At 75.4% G+C, this 19272-nt stretch carries 12 protein-coding genes; 9 read left to right on the top strand and 3 right to left on the bottom strand.

Annotation, left to right across the window (positions count from 1 at the left end; genetic code table 11):
• The first annotated feature begins 412 nt into the window (after window positions 1-412).
• On the top strand, window positions 413-1126 hold the full coding sequence (locus GYH36_RS14335) for a phosphatase PAP2 family protein (RefSeq protein WP_162290179.1): 714 nt from the start codon (window positions 413-415) through the stop codon (window positions 1124-1126).
• Here GYH36_RS14335 and GYH36_RS14330 read toward each other — a convergent pair.
• On the bottom strand, window positions 1123-2271 hold the full coding sequence (locus GYH36_RS14330; protein ID WP_162290178.1) for a glycosyltransferase family 4 protein: 1149 nt from the start codon (window positions 2269-2271) through the stop codon (window positions 1123-1125). The two genes, GYH36_RS14335 and GYH36_RS14330, sit on opposite strands and share 4 nt — an antisense overlap.
• A 182-nt stretch (window positions 2272-2453) precedes the next feature.
• Here GYH36_RS14330 and GYH36_RS14325 point away from each other — a divergent pair, with 182 nt between their 5' ends.
• Window positions 2454-3533, top strand: a complete 1080-nt coding sequence (locus tag GYH36_RS14325; protein WP_162290177.1) for a glycosyltransferase family 4 protein — start codon at window positions 2454-2456, stop codon at window positions 3531-3533.
• Window positions 3534-3571: 38 nt separating this feature from the next.
• On the opposite strand, the gene GYH36_RS14320 is transcribed toward GYH36_RS14325, so the two are convergent.
• The gene (locus tag GYH36_RS14320; protein ID WP_162290176.1) at window positions 3572-6946 is read right to left on the bottom strand and encodes a hypothetical protein; all 3375 of its coding nucleotides are present in this window, start codon (window positions 6944-6946) and stop codon (window positions 3572-3574) included.
• A gap of 172 nt (window positions 6947-7118) precedes the next feature.
• Here GYH36_RS14320 and GYH36_RS14315 point away from each other — a divergent pair, with 172 nt between their 5' ends.
• From GYH36_RS14315 to GYH36_RS14285, 7 genes are read left to right on the top strand one after another with little or no spacing between them, the layout of a single operon-like run.
• Window positions 7119-8333 (top strand): ABC transporter ATP-binding protein, encoded by a 1215-nt coding sequence (locus GYH36_RS14315; protein ID WP_115943081.1) that lies wholly within the window; start codon window positions 7119-7121, stop codon window positions 8331-8333.
• 1 nt (window position 8334) lies between these two features.
• Window positions 8335-9171, top strand: a complete 837-nt coding sequence (locus tag GYH36_RS14310; protein WP_115943082.1) for an ABC transporter permease — start codon at window positions 8335-8337, stop codon at window positions 9169-9171.
• Window positions 9171-10013, top strand: a complete 843-nt coding sequence (locus GYH36_RS14305; RefSeq protein WP_115943083.1) for a glycosyltransferase family protein — start codon at window positions 9171-9173, stop codon at window positions 10011-10013. The genes GYH36_RS14310 and GYH36_RS14305 overlap by 1 nt, the downstream gene beginning before the upstream one ends.
• Window positions 10010-10996 (top strand): glycosyltransferase family 2 protein, encoded by a 987-nt coding sequence (locus tag GYH36_RS14300; protein WP_115943084.1) that lies wholly within the window; start codon window positions 10010-10012, stop codon window positions 10994-10996. The genes GYH36_RS14305 and GYH36_RS14300 overlap by 4 nt, the downstream gene beginning before the upstream one ends.
• Window positions 10993-12207, top strand: coding sequence for a glycosyltransferase family 4 protein (locus tag GYH36_RS14295; RefSeq protein WP_115943085.1), 1215 nt, complete (start codon window positions 10993-10995; stop codon window positions 12205-12207). Before GYH36_RS14300 ends, GYH36_RS14295 begins: the two co-directional genes overlap by 4 nt.
• Window positions 12204-13451: a GNAT family N-acetyltransferase gene (locus tag GYH36_RS14290; protein ID WP_115943086.1), complete on the top strand. Its 1248-nt coding sequence runs from the start codon at window positions 12204-12206 to the stop codon at window positions 13449-13451. Before GYH36_RS14295 ends, GYH36_RS14290 begins: the two co-directional genes overlap by 4 nt.
• Window positions 13448-14683 carry a GNAT family N-acetyltransferase gene (locus GYH36_RS14285; RefSeq protein ID WP_115943087.1) on the top strand — a complete coding sequence of 412 codons (1236 nt, stop codon included), beginning with the start codon at window positions 13448-13450 and terminating at the stop codon, window positions 14681-14683. The genes GYH36_RS14290 and GYH36_RS14285 overlap by 4 nt, the downstream gene beginning before the upstream one ends.
• 12 nt (window positions 14684-14695) lie before the next feature.
• Here the strand turns inward: GYH36_RS14285 and GYH36_RS14280 are convergent, their stop codons facing one another.
• Window positions 14696-19216, bottom strand: coding sequence for a LamG-like jellyroll fold domain-containing protein (locus GYH36_RS14280; RefSeq protein WP_162290175.1), 4521 nt, complete (start codon window positions 19214-19216; stop codon window positions 14696-14698).
• Between the last annotated feature and the right edge of the window lie 56 nt (window positions 19217-19272).

Below are 19272 nucleotides of genomic sequence, written 5' to 3'. Positions count from 1 at the left end.
GGCGCCGGCCGGGCCGCCCCCCTCCGCCACTCCCCGGGCGCGCACCTGCGCGACCGCGGCCGCGGCGGCGGGGTCGGCGAGCAGCGCGGGCAGGATGCCGGTGAGGTTCATGCGGTGGGGTCCCTCCGAGGACGGTGGTCGAGAGCGTCGGCGCCCGCGGGGCGGGCTCGGGTCGAGGACGGGGCGAGGACACATCGAGGACACGACGGGGCAGCACGAACGGCCCGGACCGAGCTCGTCAAGGGTGGCGAGCGGGTCCGGGCTGCGGACGTGCAGGACGACGCGTCCCAGCGTACGCCTCGGCGCCCACACGTCCTCCGAGGAGAGCGCGTCCGGTCGCGCGACGTTTTCACCCGGCCGACGCGCGGCACCCCCGGTGACACGGTCCCCGCCGCTCCGCCATGCTCGGGACGTGCCCCGCCGCACCGACCTCCCCGCGCCCGCGCGCACCCGGCCGCGCGCCGCCGCGCCCCTCGTGCTGCTCGCGCTCGTCGTCGCGGTCTTCGTCGCGCTCTGGGCCGCCTCGCACCTCACCGTCGCCGGGCAGCAGGCCGACGCCGGCGCGTTCCGCACGCTCGCGCCCCTGCACGACGTCGGGCGCGACGTCGCGGGCGCGCTCCGCCGGGGGCTGCCCGTGGCGTGCGCGGTCGTCGCGACCGTGCTCGGCGTGGTCGCGCTCGTGCGTCGCGCGTGGCGCGACCTGATCGCCGCGGTGCTCGTCGCGGTCGGCACCGCCGGCGCCGCGATCGGGCTGCGCGAGGTGCTCGTCCGGCCGGACCTCGGCGGCTACGGCTACGCGCACCAGACGTTCCCGAGCGGTCACGTGGCCGTCGTCGGCGGGCTGTGCGTCGCGATCTGGCTCCTGTGGCCCTGGCCGTACTCCCGCGCCGTGGCCGGGTGGGCCGGGCTCGCCGTCACCGCCGTCGCCGCGCTCGCGTCCGTCGTCACGTACGCGCACCGGCCGAGCGACGTCGTCGGGTCGCTCCTCGTCGCGACCGCGGCGGCGGTCGCCGTCGCGTGGGCGCTCGACGTGCCGTCGGGCCCTGCGGACGCCCGACCGGGCGCCCAACCGGACGCCCAGCCGGACCCCCAGCCGGGCGACCGGCCCGCGCCGAACGGCGCCTAGCGCGACCCGTCGAGGCCCGCGTAGAGGTCCTCGTACCGGTCGACGACGCGCTCCCAGGTGAAGTCCTCCACCCGACGCCGGCCCGCGGCGCCGATCCGCTCGGCCCGCTCCGGGTCGTCGAGCAGACCGAGCACCGCGCCGGCGAGCGCCGTCGTGTCCTGCGGGTCGACGAGCACGCCGTCCACGCCGTCCGTGACGATCTCCGGCGGACCGCCCCGCACGGTCGCGACGAGCGGGCGTCCCGACCGCCACGCCTCCAGGACGACGAGCGGGGCCGCGTCCGCGCGGCTCGGCACGACGACGACGTCGGCCGCGGCGAGCCGCGCCGCCACCTCGGGCGGGTCGAGCCGGCCGGGGAGCTCGACGCGGTCCGTCAGCCCCGCCGCGTCGACCCGGCGGCGCAGGGCGCCCGCCGCGCTCCCGTCCCCGACGACGACGAGCCGCGCGCGGTCGCGCAGCGCCGACGTCGCGAACGCGTCGACGAGGAGGTCGAACCCCTTGACGTGCTCGATCCGGCCGACGGCGACGACCACGGGCTCGTGCGCGGCGGCCGTGCGCGGCTCGGGTGCGGCCGCCCCCGCCAGGTCGACCCCGTTCGGCACGACGACCGCGTCCGCGGCGCCGAACCGGACGAGGTCGTCCGCGACGACGCGCGAGCAGCCGGTCACGGCCCCCGCGACGCGCACCGAGCGCTCGAGCGCCGCACGCAGCAGGCGCGAGTGCTCGAACACCGCGTGGTCGTCCGCGAACGTCTCCCCGTGCGAGCTGACGACGACCGGCGTCCGGGTCAGCGTCCGCAGCGCGAGCGCGTAGGCGCCGTTCGGGCCGAAGCACTGCACGTGCAGGACGTCCGGGCGGAAGGCGCGGTACGCGCGCGCCCACGCGAGCCCCGCCGCAGGGGCGGCGAGCGCGAAGCGCGCGACGTCGCCCGGCCGGGTCGACGGCTGCGGCGTCGGCAGGTAGCGCACGAGGACGCCGTCCACGCGGCGCGTGCCGAGGTGCTCGCCGCGGTCGACCGTCCAGACCTCGACCGGCGTCCCGCGCGACGCGAGCACGCGGGCGACGTGCCGCACGTGCGACTCGACACCCCCCGTGTGCGGGTCGAACGAGCTCGCGACGAGCGCCACCCGACGACGCGCTGCCATGCGCCCCTCACCCTCTCGCGGGACCGCCCGCGCCCGGTCGACGATCACCCGTTCATCACCCGCTCGCGCAGGTCCGACGGGGCGTCGGCGCCACTAGAGTGGGCCACTCTACCGACCGCGTCGACCGTCCCGGCCGTGCCGCACCACGTCGCGACGCCACGTCCCGAGGGGGATCGTTCCCGATGCCGCAGCTCGTCGTCGCGACCGTCGCGGTCGAGGTCCCCATGGGTGCCCAGGTGTACCAGGAGGAGGTCGCCGCGCGCGCCGCGGCGGCGCTCGCCGACGGCGCCTCCGGGTCGGCCGGGCGCGGCTGGTCGGTGGACCGCGCGGTGTTCCGCTCGCTGCGGTCCCCGCTGCCCGGGACGCGGCGCCTCCCGCTCGGCCGGCTCGCGTCCGCCGGCCCGGGCGTGCGTCGCGCCGTCGGCCGCGCGGTGTACCCGCGCGACGCCGTCGTGCACCGCGTGGGGCTCGACCTCCCGCCGCACCCGACGCGCGACGTCGTGGCCGTCCAGGATGTGGTCTCGTGGCGCTACGACGACGAGTCCGCCCCCGTGCGCGCCGCCGCCGAGGAGGTCCGCCGCGCCGCGGCGGTCGTGTGCGTGTCGGAGTTCAGCGCGGACGAGGCCGCCGAGGTGCTCGGCCTGGCCGAGCGGCCCGCGGTCGCCTACAACGGCGTCGACCCGGTGTACTTCGCGGCCGAGCCGCTGGCCCGCGAGCTCCTCGCGGCGCTCGGCGTGGAGGGCCCCTACGTGCTGCACGCGGGCGGCGCGTCGCGGCGCAAGAACCTCGAGGAGCTCGCCGTCGCGTGGCGCGCGGTCCGCTCCGCGCGGCCGGACCTCACGCTCGTCATGAGCGGGCCGCCGCACCCGCGGCGCACCGCGCTGTTCGCCGACCTGCCCGGGACGCGGCTCGTGGGTCGGCTGCCGGGCGACCTCATGCCGGGCCTGGTCGCGGGCGCCGCGGCCGTCGTCGTGCCGTCGCGGTACGAGGGCTTCGGGCTGCCCGCGCTCGAGGCGATGGCGGCGGGCGTCCCCGTGGTCGCGGCGCGCACGAGCTCGCTGCCCGAGGTCGTGGGCGACGGCGGCGTGCTCGCCGAGCCGGACGGCGCCAGCCTCGCCGAGGCCCTCCTGTGGGTGACGACGCGCGACGCCGAGGTCGAGACGCTCGTCGGGCGCGGCCGGGAGCGCGCGGCCACGTTCACGTGGGAGCGCAGCGCCGCGCAGCACGCGGCGATCTGGCGCGCGGTCGCCGCGCGCGGCTGACCTCCGGCCGCGCACGACGGCCGCCGTCGCACCGGACCTCACCCCGCCGGCTCCCACGCCCGGACCGCGCTGATCGTCGCGATCCACTCGCTCTCCGTCGCGAGCGGGAGGAAGTCGGGGTGCAGCCCGCCCACGATCCCCGTGTAGTTCGCCGCGAGCACCGGCACGTCGCGCTCGGTCGTCATGGGGAGCGTGACGCGCACCGCCGTGACCTCGACGGGGGCGAACGAGAACAGGGCCACACGGTCGAGGAACTGGTCGGTCTGCTCCGCGACGTCGCGCCACGCGCCGTCGGGCGTGCGGACCGAGACGGTGTAGTCGCGCAGGCCGGACGTGCAGCACCGGATGCCCGCGGTCGCGACGGCGACGCGGTCGATCGTGCGCGTCCCGTCCGTGGTGATCTCGACGCCGGGAGCCTCGTCGACGGACCCGTCGGGCAGGCGCCCCGAGCGCCACGGCTCGCGCACCGCGAAGGTGCCCGACGTGACGACCGCCGGGTCGTTCGCGTCCTCGTGCGTCGAGGTCGCGGTCACGGGCCGGCCCTCGAGCACGTCGTCGCCGAACGCCTCGACCGGCGCGACCTCGAGCGCGGTGCCCGCGGGGGCGACGAGCAGCACGGGAGCGCCGTTCACCGGGACCTCGACGCCGCCCGTCGGGACCTCCAGACCGCGCTCGGCGCCGTACGGGTCGCGCGCCGTCACGGTCACCGCACCCCCGGGCGCGGAGAGCCGGACGGTCGTCGACAGGTCCTCGCTCCACAGCGCGAGCAGCTCGGCTCCCTCGTGCTCCCCTGCGCCCGGCGCGCGCACGGCGTGGACGCCCGGCGTCCCGGTCGCCACGGGCTCCGGCGTGCCGAACCCGTCGAGGAACGGCGCGCTCGCCGCGAACGCCGCACCCGCGGGCTTGACGTACTGCCCGTACTGGAGCAGCGACCACGAGTTCCCCGCCTCGCCGAAGCCGCCCTCGGAGAAGAAGTACGTCCACTCGTCGACGCCCTCGAGCCCGTACCACAGGAGCTTGCGCACGACGTCGGACCCTCCGGCCCAGAAGTTCGCGACGCCGTCCGACCACCACCCCGACTCCGTGTCCCAGACCGGGACGTCGCCGCACAGCGAGAGCGCCTCGCGCAGCGCGTCGAGCTCGGCGTCGTCCGCGGAGAACCCCTCCTCCTCCCACGACCGGTTGAAGCCCGTGTAGGGGTGGATCCCGACGACGTCGAGGGAGTCGCACCCGCCCGCCAGGACGAGGTCGACCCACCACGCGGGCTCGATGCCGAGCGTGTTGCCCCCGACCACCACGACGTCGGCGTCCGCGGCGCGCGCTCCCGCCGCGAACGGCGCCCCGACCTTCGCCTCGTAGACCGTCGCGTCCGCGAAGCCCGTGGCGTTCGGCTCGTTCCACGGCTGCCAGTACCGGACCTGCGGCGCGCGCTCGTGGACCACCGCGACGATCGCGCGCACCCAGCCCTCCCACGTGCCCGCCTCGACCGCGGCCTGCTCCGCCTCGCCGCCCGAGCCGAGCTGGAGCGCCAGGACCACGCCCGTCTCCTCCGCGAGCTCGGCCGCCGCCGCGAGCTCGGCGAACGGGTCGACTCCGGCCGGCTCCTCGCCCTCCTCCTCGTCCGGCGCGAACGCGGCGTTCGGCAGGGAGTCCCACACGAGGGCGGCGGGGTCGGGCTCGGCCGTCGGGTCGGGCACGATCGCGCCGAAGTCGAGCTGCGTGCGGTGGCTGCCGACGCCGAGCTGGTGCGCGAGCTGCACGCCGCGCAACGGGCCCGCGCCGCCCCAGTCGGCGCCGTCCGCGAGCGCCCCCGGGTCGAGGCGGCTGCCCGCGGCGGCGACGGTGTACCGCAGGCACGTTCCGGACACGGCGTCGCCCGTCGCCGCGTCGACGAGCGCGGCGTCGACCTCGTACACGCCCGGTCGCGCGGCGGGCAGGTCGAGCGCGACCTCGCCGCCGTCGGCGGGCAGGTCGACGACGGTCTCCTCGCCGACGACCGGGTCCCACACGCGCGGGTCCCCCCGGACCTGGTACCGCAGGCGGTACGTGCCGGCGTGCGCGCCCCACGCGTCGTCGAACGCGGCGACGACGCGCGGCTCGGTCCCGTCGGGGAAGACGCCGTAGGGCGCGTCGACGAGCAGCCCCGCCCCGAGGCCGAGCCCGCCGAACAGCTCCTCGTTCGCCGCGTTGTACTTCACGGGCGCGCCGAGCTGGTAGGCCATGCGGTCGGCGGTGATCTCGGTGATCGAGAACCCGCCGTCCTCGCCGTGGGTGAGCACGTAGTACGGCGCGTCACCGGCCGTGCCGTCGCGCAGGACGGGCGTGCGCTCCCAGAGGGCGAAGGGCTGCTCGAGGTCCTTGTGCGTGTCGGGCCAGACGCCGCGGAACACGCCCTCGCTCCCCCACCACCGGAACCCCAGGTTCTCGTCGGCGACGACGAGGCCGTGCCCCGCCGGGCCGGTCGTCGCGCCCGTCGTGTCGTCGAGCCACGGCACGCGGGGGACGCCGAACGCCCGGCCGCGCTCCCACGAGGCGCCGAGTCGGCTTCCCGGCACCTCACCGTCCGGGCCGACGGCACGCAGGTCGAGCGAGCGGCGCTCGTCGTCGCGCTCGTCGGTCTCCACGAGGGCCGTGCCGTCGGGCAGCTGGGCGAGCACGGCGCCCTCGAACGGGACCTCGCCGAGGACCTCGCCGTCGTCCGTGACCTCGTGCAGCACCGTGCCCGCCTCCTGGACCCCGACGACGGTCCGGCCGTCGACCGTCCACCGCACGGTGCCGTAGAGGTCGAGCAGGTCCCCCGTGGTGCGCTCGCCCTCCGGGAGCGTCGCCGTCCACGTCCGGGACCCGTCGGGCGCGACCTTCACCAGGTCGCGACGTCGCTCGAGCGTGTCGAGGAGGTAGACGCTCCCGTCCGCGTCGACCTCGAAGGAGTCCGTCCGGAACGTCTCGCTCGCGGCGTCGCGGTCGAGCGCGACGGGCGTCGTCGCCTCGACGTCACCGGTCGCGAGGTCGTAGCGCGTCACCGTGTACGTGGCCTCGCGGTCCCACTCGAGCACGTACGCCGCGCCGTCGAGGACGCGGAACGTGACCAGGTCGCCGTCGTCGAGCGTGACCACGTCGTCGACGACCGTGCGGATCCCGCCGAGGTCGCCGGCGTCGACGCCGTCGTCGGTCACCTGCTCGAGGCGCGGGAAGCCGCACAGCGGCAGCGCACCGGACTGCGTGACCGGCGCGGTCGCGGGGACGGCCGAGGGGGTGAACGTGCCCGTCGTCGCTGCGTCCGGCGCGGGCGAGGTCCCCCCGCCCCCGAGCGCGACCGCGGCGACGACCGCCGCGACCGCGGCGACGACGCCGCTCACGGCGGTGACGTCGACGCGGCGGTGCGCCCGGGCGTCGTCCTGGTCCGATGTCATCCGCGGCCTCGCCCTCGTGAGGCGGCACGGCGTGCCGTCCAGGCGATCGTAGGACCGGCGTGCCCGCCCTCCGAGGGCCTCCGGGCACTTTCACCCGCCTTCGTCCGGGTCTGCGCGTGATTCACCCGATCGACCCGGCCAGGACCGCTGCGCGGACGACTATCTTTCATCTGTGCAGGCGACCACAGAACCCGCGATCCGCGTCGCCGGGCTGGGCAAGACGTACCGGCTCGGTGCGTTCGGCGAGCGCCCGTCGACCGCGGCAGCCGCCGCGATCCAGTGGGTCCGGTCGACCGGCAAGCAGAAGTACACGCTCTTCGACGCCCTCGACGACGTCTCGTTCGAGGTGCCGCACGGCGAGGCGCTCGGGATCGTCGGGCGCAACGGCGCCGGCAAGTCGACGCTCCTCAAGATCCTCACGCGCGTCACCGCCCCGACTCGCGGGCGCATCGAGCTCAACGGCCGCGTCGGGTCGCTCCTGGAGGTCGGCACGGGGTTCCACCCCGAGCTCACGGGCAAGGAGAACATCTACCTCAACGGCGCGATCCTCGGCATGACGCGCAAGGAGATCACCCGGCGCTACGACGAGATCGTCGCGTTCTCGGGCATCGAGAAGTTCCTCGCGACTCCGGTCAAGCGCTACTCGTCGGGCATGTACGTGCGCCTCGCGTTCTCGGTCGCGGCGCACCTCGACACGGAGATCCTGGCGATCGACGAGGTGCTGGCCGTCGGCGACGCCGAGTTCCAGCGGCGCTCGATCCAGAAGATGCGCGAGGCCGCGCGGGGCGGGCGCACCGTGCTCTACGTGAGCCACCAGCTCCAGACGGTCCAGGCGCTGTGCACGTCGGCCGTTCTCCTCGACCGCGGCACCCTGAAGTACTCGGGCTCGGTCGAGGGGACGCTGCAGGCCTACCGCGACAGCTTCGAGAGCTTCGCCGCCGCGCAGTCGGACCCGGCCAAGCGCCCGGGCAACGGCAACCTGCGGCTGTCGTCCGTCCGCATGGAGGACGAGTTCGTCAAGTCGTCGCAGGACATCGTGGTCGACTTCGAGGCGCCGCCGAGCAGGAACCTCGTCGGGACGTACTTCGTCTCGATGCACATCAACAACGACCAGGGCACCGTGATCGCGCAGTGCGACTCGCGCCTCGTCGGCAAGTGGTTCGACCCGGAGAAGCCCCAGAAGGGCCGGCTCGTGGTCCGCGACCTGTGGCTCAAGCCCGGCCAGTACACGGTCGACGTGTACGCGTGCCAGGCAGGCGTGCTCGACGCGTGGGAGGGGGCGTGGCGCTTCGAGGTGCTGCCCGACCTGCCCTACCCCGAGTTCACGGAGCAGTCGAGCACCGAGAAGGGCATGGTCTTCGTGAACTTCGACTACGAGGGGGTCTGACGTGGAGCAGAGCGTCCAGCGCACCGTCATCACCCCGCCCGGCCGCCTCAACCTGCCGTCGTGGCGCGAGCTGTGGAACGCCCGCGAGGTCGCGGTCCGCCTCGCCCTGCGCGACATCATCGTCCGGTACCGCCAGACGATCTTCGGCATCACGTGGGTGATCGCCCAGCCGCTCGTCAGCGCGGGCATCTTCACCGTCGTGTTCGGGCAGATCGCCGACCTGTCCACGGGCGACGAGCACATCCCGTACTTCCTCTTCACGCTGGCCGGGATGCTCGCGTGGAACCTCTTCAACGGGTCGCTCGGCCGTGCGTCGGGCTCGATGGTCGGGAACCAGTCGCTCGTCCAGAAGGTCTTCTTCCCGCGCCTCCTCGTCCCGGTGTCGAGCCTCGCGTCGGTCGTCGTGGACTTCCTCGTCGCGCTCGTGCTCGCCGTCGTGCTCCTGTTCGTCTACGGGGTCAACCCGGGTTGGGCCGTCCTGCTGCTGCCCGTGTGGATCCTGCTCATCCTCATGGTCGGCACCGGCATCGGCCTCGCCGCGGCCGCCTACATGGTCAAGTACCGCGACGTCGGCTACGTCCTGCCGTGGCTCGTGCAGATCCTGCTCTACGCGAGCCCCGTCGCCTACGCGCTGTCGGAGGTCCCGGCGAACCTGCGCTGGTTGTTCGACATCAACCCCGTCACCTGGTTCCTCGAGGGCTTCCGGTGGTCCCTGCTCGGGACGGAGGCGCCCGTGACCTGGCAGGTCGTCGCGCTCGTCGTCGCGGCGCCGCTCATCCTGCTCGCCGGCACGCTCGTCTTCCAGAAGAACGAGCGCGAGTTCGCGGACTACATCTGATGCGACTCGCCGCGTACGTGCTGCTGGCCGACCCGAGCTTCCTCGCGGCGAGCCTGCGCGCCTACTACGACCGCGTCGACCGCATCGTCCTGTCCTACGACGAGACGTCGACCTCGTGGACCGGCACCCCCCTTCCCGTCGACGAGTGCCTCGCGATCGTCAAGGAGCTCGACACCGACGACAAGTGCGTGCACGCGCCGGGCCGCTTCGCGCGGCTCGACGAGCACCCCCTCGACAACGACACGTTCCAGCGCCAGACCGCGCTCGACGAGGCGTCGCGGGACGCCGACTGGGTCCTCCAGCTCGACACCGACGAGGTCATGCTCTCCCCGGACGCCTTCGTCGGGTCGCTCGGACGCGCCGAGGCGGCGGGCGCCTCCGGGCTCGACTTCCCGTCCCGGTGGCTCTACTCGCGCGTCGCGCCGGGACGGTACCTCGAAGCGAGCTCGCGGCTGGGGCGGCCCGCCGCGTCCTACCCCGGGCCGCTGGCGGTCCGTGCGGGGACGCGGCTCGTCCACGCCCGGCAGGCCGACGTCCCGCTCTACCGCGTGGACCTCGGCCCCTGGAACACCGACCCGGCGCGCCCGCGCGACGCGATCGTCCACGAGGTCGTGGACCCAGGGGCCGCCGTCCTCCACTTCTCGTGGGTCCGCCGGCCCGAGGCGATGCGCCAGAAGTTCGGGTGGTCGGGGCACACCGCCCACTACTCCCGGCCCGGGGTCTACGAGTCGTGGGTCGAGCGCACGCGCCATCCCCGGCGCACGGCTCTCACCTCTCCCTTCCGCCGTCGCGACTGGTTCCGCCTCGTGACCGTCCCCGAGCCGCCGGGAGGTGAGCCGTGAGCCTCAGCGTGAGCGTCGTCGTCGTGACCTACGGGCGCCCGGACAGCGTGCGCGAGTGCCTGGAGCACCTGCAGAGGCTCGACACGCCGCCGCTCGAGGTGGTCGTCGTCGACTCCACCCCGGCCGACACCACGCGCCGGCTCGTGCGCGAGGAGTTCCCCGAGGTGCGGCTGCTGCACAGCACCCTGGGCCGCGGCACGACCCCCGAGTCGCGCCAGATGGGGTTCGCCGTCACGCGCGGCGACGTCGTCGCCTTCGTCGACGACGACGCGTACGTCGCGCACGACTGGCTCGACGAGCTCGTCGCGCCGTACGCCGACCCGGACGTCGTGGCCGTCGGTGGCCGGGCGGACAACGGCATCCCGGGCGAGGAGCACGAGGGCCTCGACCGGATCGGCAGGCTCCTGCCGGACGGGCGGCTCACCGGGTACTTCGCCGCGGACCCGGGCCGGACCGTCGAGGTGGACCATTTGCTCGGGGCGAACATGTCGTTCCGGCGCAGCGCCCTCGAGGCGATCGGCGGCATCCGCGGCAACTACCCCGGGACGTGCCTGTGCGAGGAGTCCGACATCTCGCTGCGCCTGCGCGCGACGGGCGGCCGGCTGCTCTACACGCCGCGCGCCGTCGTGCGGCACATGGCCGCGCCCTACGGGATCGGCGGCAAGCGGTTCGACCGCCGCTACCTCTACTACGCGCGGCGCAACCACGTCGTCATGCTCGTGCGGAACTTCGGCTGGCGCGACCCGATGGTGCGCCGCTACGCGCGGACGACGTGGCGCGCGCAGTCGAGCTACTTGTGGGCGGTGCGCAGCCGCCTCGGGCCGACGATGGCCGACGGCTCACCGCGCTCGCTCCTGCGGCGCGTGACGGCGCCCGTCGTGCTGTCGCGCGCGGCGGCGGAGCTGTGGGGGCTCGCCGTCGGCTTCCCCGCGGCGCTCGTCGCGCGGAGGAACGACCGTGCGGACGGTGTCGCGACGCCATGAGCCCGCGCACCGAGGAGCGCGCGCCTGAGGGGGCGGCACCGAGCCCTCGACGCCTCGTCCATGTCATCACGCCCGGCGACCACTTCTCCCCCCGGACCGGAAGCGCGGTTCCCACCGTCGTCGACGGCCTGAGCCGTCACGCCCGGCCCGACCGGCCGCGCCCGGCGGTCGTCGTCGCGGCCGGGACCTACCCGGACCGCTACGACAGCGCCGAGGTCCTCGAGTACGCCCCGGCCCGCGCCCGTCGCGCGGACCGCTGGGTCGACGCCGCGGCCGGACGCCTCGGGCTCCCCCGCCCGGGCGCGCGCCGCGTGCTCGGCGCGACGGTCGCCGCGCAGGCCCGGTGGGAGCCGAGCGTGGTCCTCGCGCACAACGCGCCCGCTCTCGTGCCGCTCGTGGACGCCGAGCGTCACACGCCCGTCCTCTACGCGCACAACCAGGTGCTCGGGGCGTGGTCCGAGCGCGACGCCGGTCGCGCGCTCGACCGGGCACCCGTGATCGTGTGCGTGAGCGACCATCTCGCCGACGCCGTGGCGAGCAGGCTCCCCGCGCGTCTGCGCGCCCGCGTGCGCACGGTGCGCAACGGCGTCGACTCCGCCGCCTTCGGCGTGCCACGCCCGCCGCGCGGCGACACGCTGCGAGTCGTCTACGTGGGCAGGGTGATCCCCGACAAGGGCGTCCACGTGCTCCTCGACGCCGTCGTCGCGCTGGCCCGGCCGGACGTCGAGCTGACGATCCTCGGCCGGCCGGGGTTCGCGGCGGACGCCCCCCTCACGGGCTACGAGCGTGAGCTGCGCCGGGCGGCGGAGCGCGCCGCGGGACCGGTGCGCTTCGGCTCGTTCGTCCCGCGCCCGGAGCTGCCCGCTCTGCTCGCCGCCGCCGACGTCGTCGTCGTCCCCTCGGTCTGGCCCGAGCCGTTCGCGCTCACCGCCCTGGAGGGCATGGCAGCCGGCGCAGCGGTCGTGGCGTCCGACGTCGGGGGCGTGCCCGAGGCCGTCGGCGACGCGGGCGTCCTCGTGCCGCCGGGGCAGCCGAGGGCTCTCGCGGACGCGCTCGAGTCGCTCGCCGACGACGCCACGGCCCTCGACCGCGCAGCGCGCGCGGCGGTCGAGCACGCAAGGCGGTGCGACTGGAGCGTCGCCGCCGCGCGTCTCGACGAGGTGCTCGGCGAGGTCACGGCCCTGGACGCGGGCTCCGGGAGCGACCGGTGAGCGCGCTGCGGGCGCGCACGGTCGCCCTCGAGGACCTCACCCCCGCGGACCACGAGCGGTGGGCCGACCTCGTCGACCGCGCGGTGGAGCCGAACCCGTTCCTGTCGCCCGCCTACCTCGCGACCGCGGCACGGCACCTGCCGGCCGCGCGGGGCATCGTCGCCGTCGTCGTCGAGGACGACGACGCCATGCACGCCTTCCTGCCCCTGAGCCGCGCACAACGCTTCGCGCGGACGCCCCTGCGGTACGCGACGACGGCCGGGCCGTTCCTCGGCTCGGAGGCCCCGCTGTGCGTCCCGCTCGTCGACGCCGAGCGGCCGGTCGAGACGCTCGGGGTGCTCCTCGATCACCTGTCGACACGCGCGTCCGGACTTCCCGGGCTCCTCGAGCTCACGCTCGTGCCGGTGGGGGGTCGCTTCGACGAGGCCCTCGTGGCCGCGTGCCGCGAGCACGACGTCCCCCTCGTGGAACGCTACCGGTTCGAGCGGGCGGCGTTCGTGCCGACCGCCAGCGGACCGCCGCCCCACCAGGCGCTGAGCACGTCGCGGCGCAAGCAGGTCGAGCGGCTCAAGCGACGTCTCGAACGCGCCGTGGGACCGCTCGTCATGACCGACGCCGGTCTCGACCCGGACGCGTTCGACGAGTTCGTGCGGCTCGAGGCCGCGGGGTGGAAGGGCACGACGGACGAGGGCGGCGCGCTCCAGGTCGTGCCCGGCGCGCTCGACTGGTTCACGGACGTCGTCGACGACCTGCGGGCCCGCGGCCGGCTCCACCTGTTCGTGCTCACCGCCGGGGACGAGGTCGTGTTCATCTCCGTGGTGCTCCGCGCGGGCGACCGCCTGTACTCGCTCATGGACACCTACGACGAGCGGTTCGCCAAGTTCAGCCCGGGCTCGATCGGCCGCGTCCTCGAGCAGGAGCACGTGCTCTCGCACACCGACGCGTCCCTGTTCGACCCGTGCCTGCACCCCCGCTACACGGTGCCGAGCGGTCTGTACCGCGACCGCCGGACCCTGCGCGGGATCGTCGTCGCCCCGCGCGGGGTCGTCGGCCGCGCGCTGCTGCGCAACTCCGCGAGCCTCCGCGCGCTCGCCACCCGGGCCGGCGACGCCGTCGCCCGGGTCCAGCGTGTCCTGGCGCGCGGGCGTGGCCTGATCGACCGTCCGGGCGCGACGAAGCGTCCGGTCCCGACGACGGACGCGAGTCCCGAGTCGGTGCAGCCCTCACCGCAGGAGCCGTCATGACCAGGACGCAGACGCTGCACGTCGCCGCGACCACCTACACCTCTCGCACCCTCGCGGTGCGCGGCATCCCGGGCGACGACGTCGCCGCGTGGAGCGCGCTCGCGCACCGTGCCGCCGAGCCCAACGTCTTCTTCGAGCCGGAGTTCCTCCTGCCGACGGTCTCCTCCTTCGACCCCGACGGAGGCGTGCGCCTCCTCGTCGTCGAGCGCGCCGGGGAATGGGTCGCCGTCATGCCGTACGAGATGGTCCCGGGCGACCGCCACTGGCCGCGCCGCCACGCGTCGAACGACGGTCCCGTCCTCAACCAGGTCACCTCGCTCGGCTCGCCGCTCCTCGCCGCGGCGGACCCGGACGCGGCAGCCGCCACGCTCGTCGCCGCGCTGCGTGCGCACGCCCGCGAGCTCGGCCGTGCGTTCGCGTTCGCCTACGTCGCCGACGACGGGGCGGCCGGCGGAGCGCTCCGTCGCGCGCTCGAAGGCGCTCGGGTCACGCTGCACGTCTGGGGCGGGGACGACCGCGCGGCGGTCCGCTTCGCCGAGCTGTCGGACGACGAGGACCCGCTCGCGCACGTCCCGCGGTCGCGCGCCAAGGCGGTCCGGCGCCGGGTGCGTCGACTCGGGGACGAGCTCGGGCAGCCGGTCGCGCTCTCCGCGAGCGCGCTCGTCCCGGTGACCGACCCTGCCGAGTTCCTGGCGTTCGAGCACGAGACGTGGAAGGCGGACCCTGAACGGAACGGTCCCGGCTTCTCCCGTGTCGAGGGCGGAGAGGCGTGGTTCAGCGAGGTCTTCTCCGCGTACGCCGCGATGGGGAACGCCTCGATCGTCGCGCTCGTCGCCGCCGGGGTCACGCTCTACATGGCGGGCTTCCTGCGCTCCGGCTCCCACGTGTTCGCGTGGTACGACGAGTACGCCGACCGCTTCGCGCGGTTCGCGCCCGGCGTCGTCGGCCGGCTGCTGACGATACGGCTGTTCGCCGCCGACCCGAGCGTCACGTTCCTCGACTCGTGCATGCACCCGTCGCTGTACCCCGACCAGAACGAGCTGTACCCGTCGCGGCTGCGCACCGCGTCGTACACGGCGGCGCTCGGCCCGCGGCCGGTCGGCTGGGTCCTGCGGGCCGTCCCCGTCCTGGGCCGGCTCCGGCGCCGCCTGGCACGACGGGCAGCGCCGGCACCCGCCGCGGCGGCGGCCACCGGGTCGGCGGCCACCGGGTCGGCGGCCGCCGCGGACTGAGCCCGGAGACGGTCAGGAGCCGGGGAAGCTCCCCGCCGCGAGGGACGCGACCTCGGCGGGGCTCAGCGCGCGGTCGAGGAGGAGCACGTCGTCGACGGCGCCCTGGAGGGGGTAGCCGCCGCCCGGCTGGTCGCCCACGAGCAGCGGCCGGTCGTTCGTCCCGACGGCGGCGGGACCGACGACGGAGCCCTGCTCGACGCCGTCCACGTACAGACGCACGCGCGTGCCGTCGAACACGCCCACGAGGTGCGTCCAGGTCTGCCCGTCCACCGGGTACGACGAGGTCGCGTTCGCCCGGAACGTGTCGCCGGAGGTCGCCTGGTTCACCCGGAAGAACGCCCTGCCCGCGCTGGACAGCCCGATCTCGTACCCGTCGTGCGTCGCGAGCACGGCCTTCTTCACCACGTACTGGGTCGCGACACGCTCGGGCCGCACCCACGCCGCGACCGTCATCGGGCCCGAGACGTCGAGCGTGGCGGAGTCGGGCACGCTCACGCGGCCCGCCGAGCCGTCGAAGCGGACGGCCGTCCCGGCGACGCCCGCGACGCGCGAGACGCCGCCCGAGGCCAGCGCGCCGTGCACACCCCATCCCGAGCCGTCGGTCGCGGTCGAGCCCGTCTCGTCGAAGCGCCACGCGCCACGCGCACCGGCGGTGAGCAGCACGCGGACGGTGACCGTCGCGGGTTCCGACCACGCGCCGTCGGCTCCCGCGCGCACGGCGAACGTCGTCGTCCCGGTGAACCCGGGCGCGGGCGTGAACCGGACGCCTCCACCCACCGGGTCGGTGACCTCGGCGGTACCGGACGCGGGCGGCGTGACGACCTCGAGGGTCGCGCCCGGGCTCCCGGAGACCACGACGGTCCCCGAGACCGCGGCCCCGGCGACGGTCGAGAGCGCGAGGTCCTCCACCGCCGGGGGCGCGACGGGCTCGACCGGCTCCGTCGGGTCCGTGCCCGGCTCCGTCGGATCGGCACCCGGCTCCGTGGGGTCCGTGCCCGGCTCCGTCGGGTCCGTGCCCGGCTCCGTCGGGTCCGTGCCCGGCTCGGTCGCGCCCGGGTCGGTGGAGCCGGCACCGGGGTCGGTCGAGCCGGCCGTGCCGGCGTAGAGGGCGGCGACCTCGGACGCGCTCAGCGCACGGTCGTACAACCGCACCCCGTCCACCGCCCCCTTGAACGGATACCCCCCACCGGACTGGTCACCGATCACCAACGGCAGCGCGTTCGTCCCCACCGCCGCCGGACCCGCCACCGACGCCTGCTCCACACCGTCCACGAACAACCGCAACCGCGACCCGTCGAACGTCCCCACCACGTGCGTCCACGTCGACCCGTCCGCCACCGCCGCCGCCGGCGCGTTCACCCGGAACGCGTCCCCCGACGACGCCTGGTTCACCCGGAAGAACGGCCGACCCGTGCTCGCCACGCTCAGCTCGTACCCGTCCACCTCGTACGACTGCGCCTTCTTCACCACGTGCTGCGTCGCCACCCGCTCCGGCCGCAACCACGCCGCCACCGTCATCGTCCCCGCCAGGTCCAGCGAGGCGCGGTCCGTGACGGTGATCTTCCCCGTCAAGCCGTCGAAGCGGACGGCCTTCCCGTCGACCCCGTCCACGCGCGACGTCCCGCCCGAGAGCGTCCCGGACTGCGTCCACCCGGAGCGGTCCGCCGCCGTCGAGCCGGACGTCTCGTCGAGCTCCCAGATCCCACGCGTGCCCGCCTCGGCGAGGACCCGCACGTCGACGGTCGCGGGGGCGGACCAGACCCCGCCCGCGCGGACCCGGAACGTGAACGGGTCCGGTCCGACGAACCCGGCCGCGGGCGTGTACGTGAACGCCCCCGTCGACGCGTTCGTCACCGCGACCGAGCCGGACGCGGGCGTCTGGACCACCTCGAACGTCGGGGTCCCCGCCGCCTGGGCGGAGAGGACGCCCTGCGCCACGGCCCCGGCGACGGTCGTGAGGGACCCCGGGGTCGCGACGGGCGCGACCGGGCCGGGCGGCGACCCGGCGTAGAGGGCGGCGACCTCGGACGCGCTCAGCGCACGGTCGTACAACCGCACCCCGTCCACCGCCCCCTTGAACGGATACCCCCCACCGGACTGGTCACCGATCACCAACGGCAGCGCGTTCGTCCCCACCGCCGCCGGACCCGCCACCGACGCCTGCTCCACACCGTCCACGAACAACCGCAACCGCGACCCGTCGAACGTCCCCACCACGTGCGTCCACGTCGACCCGTCCGCCACCGCCGCCGCCGGCGCGTTCACCCGGAACGCGTCCCCCGACGACGCCTGGTTCACCCGGAAGAACGGCCGACCCGTGCTCGCCACGCTCAGCTCGTACCCGTCCACCTCGTACGACTGCGCCTTCTTCACCACGTGCTGCGTCGCCACCCGCTCCGGCCGCAACCACGCCGCCACCGTCATCGTCCCCGCCAGGTCGAGACCGGCGGAGTCGGGCACGGAGACCTTGCCGGACGCCCCGTCGAAGCGCAGGGCCTTGCCGCTGCGTCCGGCGACCCACGTCGTGCCACCGCTGATCGCGCCGTGGTGGCTCCACCCCGAGGAGTCGGCGGCGACGAGCCCGGAGCCTGCGTCGAGGTCCCAGCGTCCGCGCGCGCCCGCCTCGGACGTGACCGCGACGCTCACCCGCGCGACCCCCGACCAGAGGTCTCCGGCCAGGACGCGGAAGGTGAAGGCGTCGGTCCCCACGTACCCCGCGGTCGGCGCGTACCGGAACGACCCCGTGGACGCGTTCGTCACCTCGGCCGTGCCGTGCGCCGGCGGCTGGACGATCTCGAAGTGCAGCGGTGCGCCCACGGGGGACGAACCCTGGAGCGTGCCGGTGGCGACGCCGCCCATGACCGTCGACGCCGCCCCGTCGGTCGCCGTCGGGGCCCCGAGCTCGGTCCACCCGAGGCGCGCCGTGCCGGTCGTCGCGCTCGACGCCGCTAGGACGACGGCCTCACCCGGGACGTTCGCCTTGGAGCCCGTGACGTTGTTGTACGACCCGTCGAGCACGAGGTCGGGCGCGCCCGAGAAGTCGATGTCGTCGAGCGGCGTGACCTTCCCGAGGATGTCGTCGAGCTGCTCGCTCGCGGTGTAGAGGACCCGCAGGAACCCGGTCTGCTCGTCGACGAGCACGATGGGCCGCGTCCCGCGGCGGTCGACCTCGTGCACCGGGTCCCACGTGCCGTCGGGACGGCGCACGAGGAGACCGATCGTCGTCGCCGAGGGGCTGTCGTAGGACGTCTTGACGGCCGCGTACAACGTCCCGTCGGACGTCACGGCCGCGTTGAGGTGGTCGTCGGCGAACCCGTCGCCGATGGGGAGCGCCGACGACTGGGCCGGCCTCTCGTCGGCGCCCCACGCCGTCGGGGCGGCCCCGTCGACGTGGGTGCGGAAGCCGAACCGCCGCGTCGCCTGGTCGGACCACATCACGCCGACCTTGCCGCCCGGGATGGCTGTCACGAGCGCGATGTCGTCCTCGGTGATCCCCGACGCGAGCGTGACGGGCGCGGAGAACGAGGCGTACGGCGCGTCCGCGTACCGGACCTGGACGGCCGACGCGGTGTCGGAGGCGACCCACATGCGGCCCGTCGTGTCGACGTCGAGCGTCGCCGTCTCGCTCCCCGGGAGCGACAGCGCGGTCGCCGCGGGACGCGCGGTCCACGGCACGTAGGAGCTCGTCGCGGGCGCGTGCTGGAGGGAGACAAGGGAGCTCGACGACCCGTGGAGGAGGACGTGCACGACGTCGCCGACCTGCTTGACGTCGGCCCGGACGTCGGTCCGCGACGACACGAGGGTCACGTTGGTCCACGCGGCACCGTCGTAGCGCCACACCCAGGTCCCGGCGGGGCTCGTGCTCGCGGACGCGAGCACCGCCCACCACGTGCCGTGCGCGAACCACGTCTTCGACTGCGGCTTCTCGCCGGTGTTCCCGGTGAGCGGGATGCCCGCTGCCGTGAGCGAGGTCGTGGCGTCCGGAGCCGCGGCCGGGGCGTCGGGCTCGGGGGCGGCCGCGGTCGCCGGCTGCCACGAGAGGCCGACGAGCCCCTCGGACGCGGGGACCTCGACCTCCACGAGGTACTGCTCGCCCGCCCGCGCGTCGACCGTGGCGGCGGACGTCGTGACGTCGCCGTCGTCGTCGTTCGTCGCGACCACCGGCCCGCGCGCCGAGCCCTCGCGCACGCGCAGGACCGTGTCGAGCTCGCTGCCCGCGGTGGAGAACGTGACCGGCCCGGACGCCGGGGCGGTCCAGGACCACCACAGCGAGCGCGCGACGACGCTCGGCGTCCCGGGTCCGCGGTGCGACTCCGGGAAGTTCGGGGCGACGTCCTGCCCGACGGCACCCCCGACGACGCGAGCCTCGGCCGCGACGTCGCCGACGACGTCGTCCGCCGCGGCCACGGCCGGGGCGGGCCCCCACCCGCCGGGCTCGGACGCGGTGACGAGGACGCCCACGCCCAGGGTGGCGGCGACCAGCGCGGCGACCGCCCGAGCGTGGCGCCGGTGGGGTCGGGAGGGAACGGACATGATGACCTGCCAGTCGTGTGTGCTCGGACTCTCAGCGAGGGAAACAGCGCTCGCCC

Origin of the sequence: Cellulosimicrobium composti, assembly GCF_010287905.1 — a bacterium.
Classification (GTDB): Bacteria; Actinomycetota; Actinomycetes; order Actinomycetales; family Cellulomonadaceae; genus Cellulosimicrobium; species Cellulosimicrobium composti.
The sequence above is the reverse complement of the archived record's forward strand: the minus strand, read 5'-3'. Positions and strand labels throughout refer to the sequence as shown.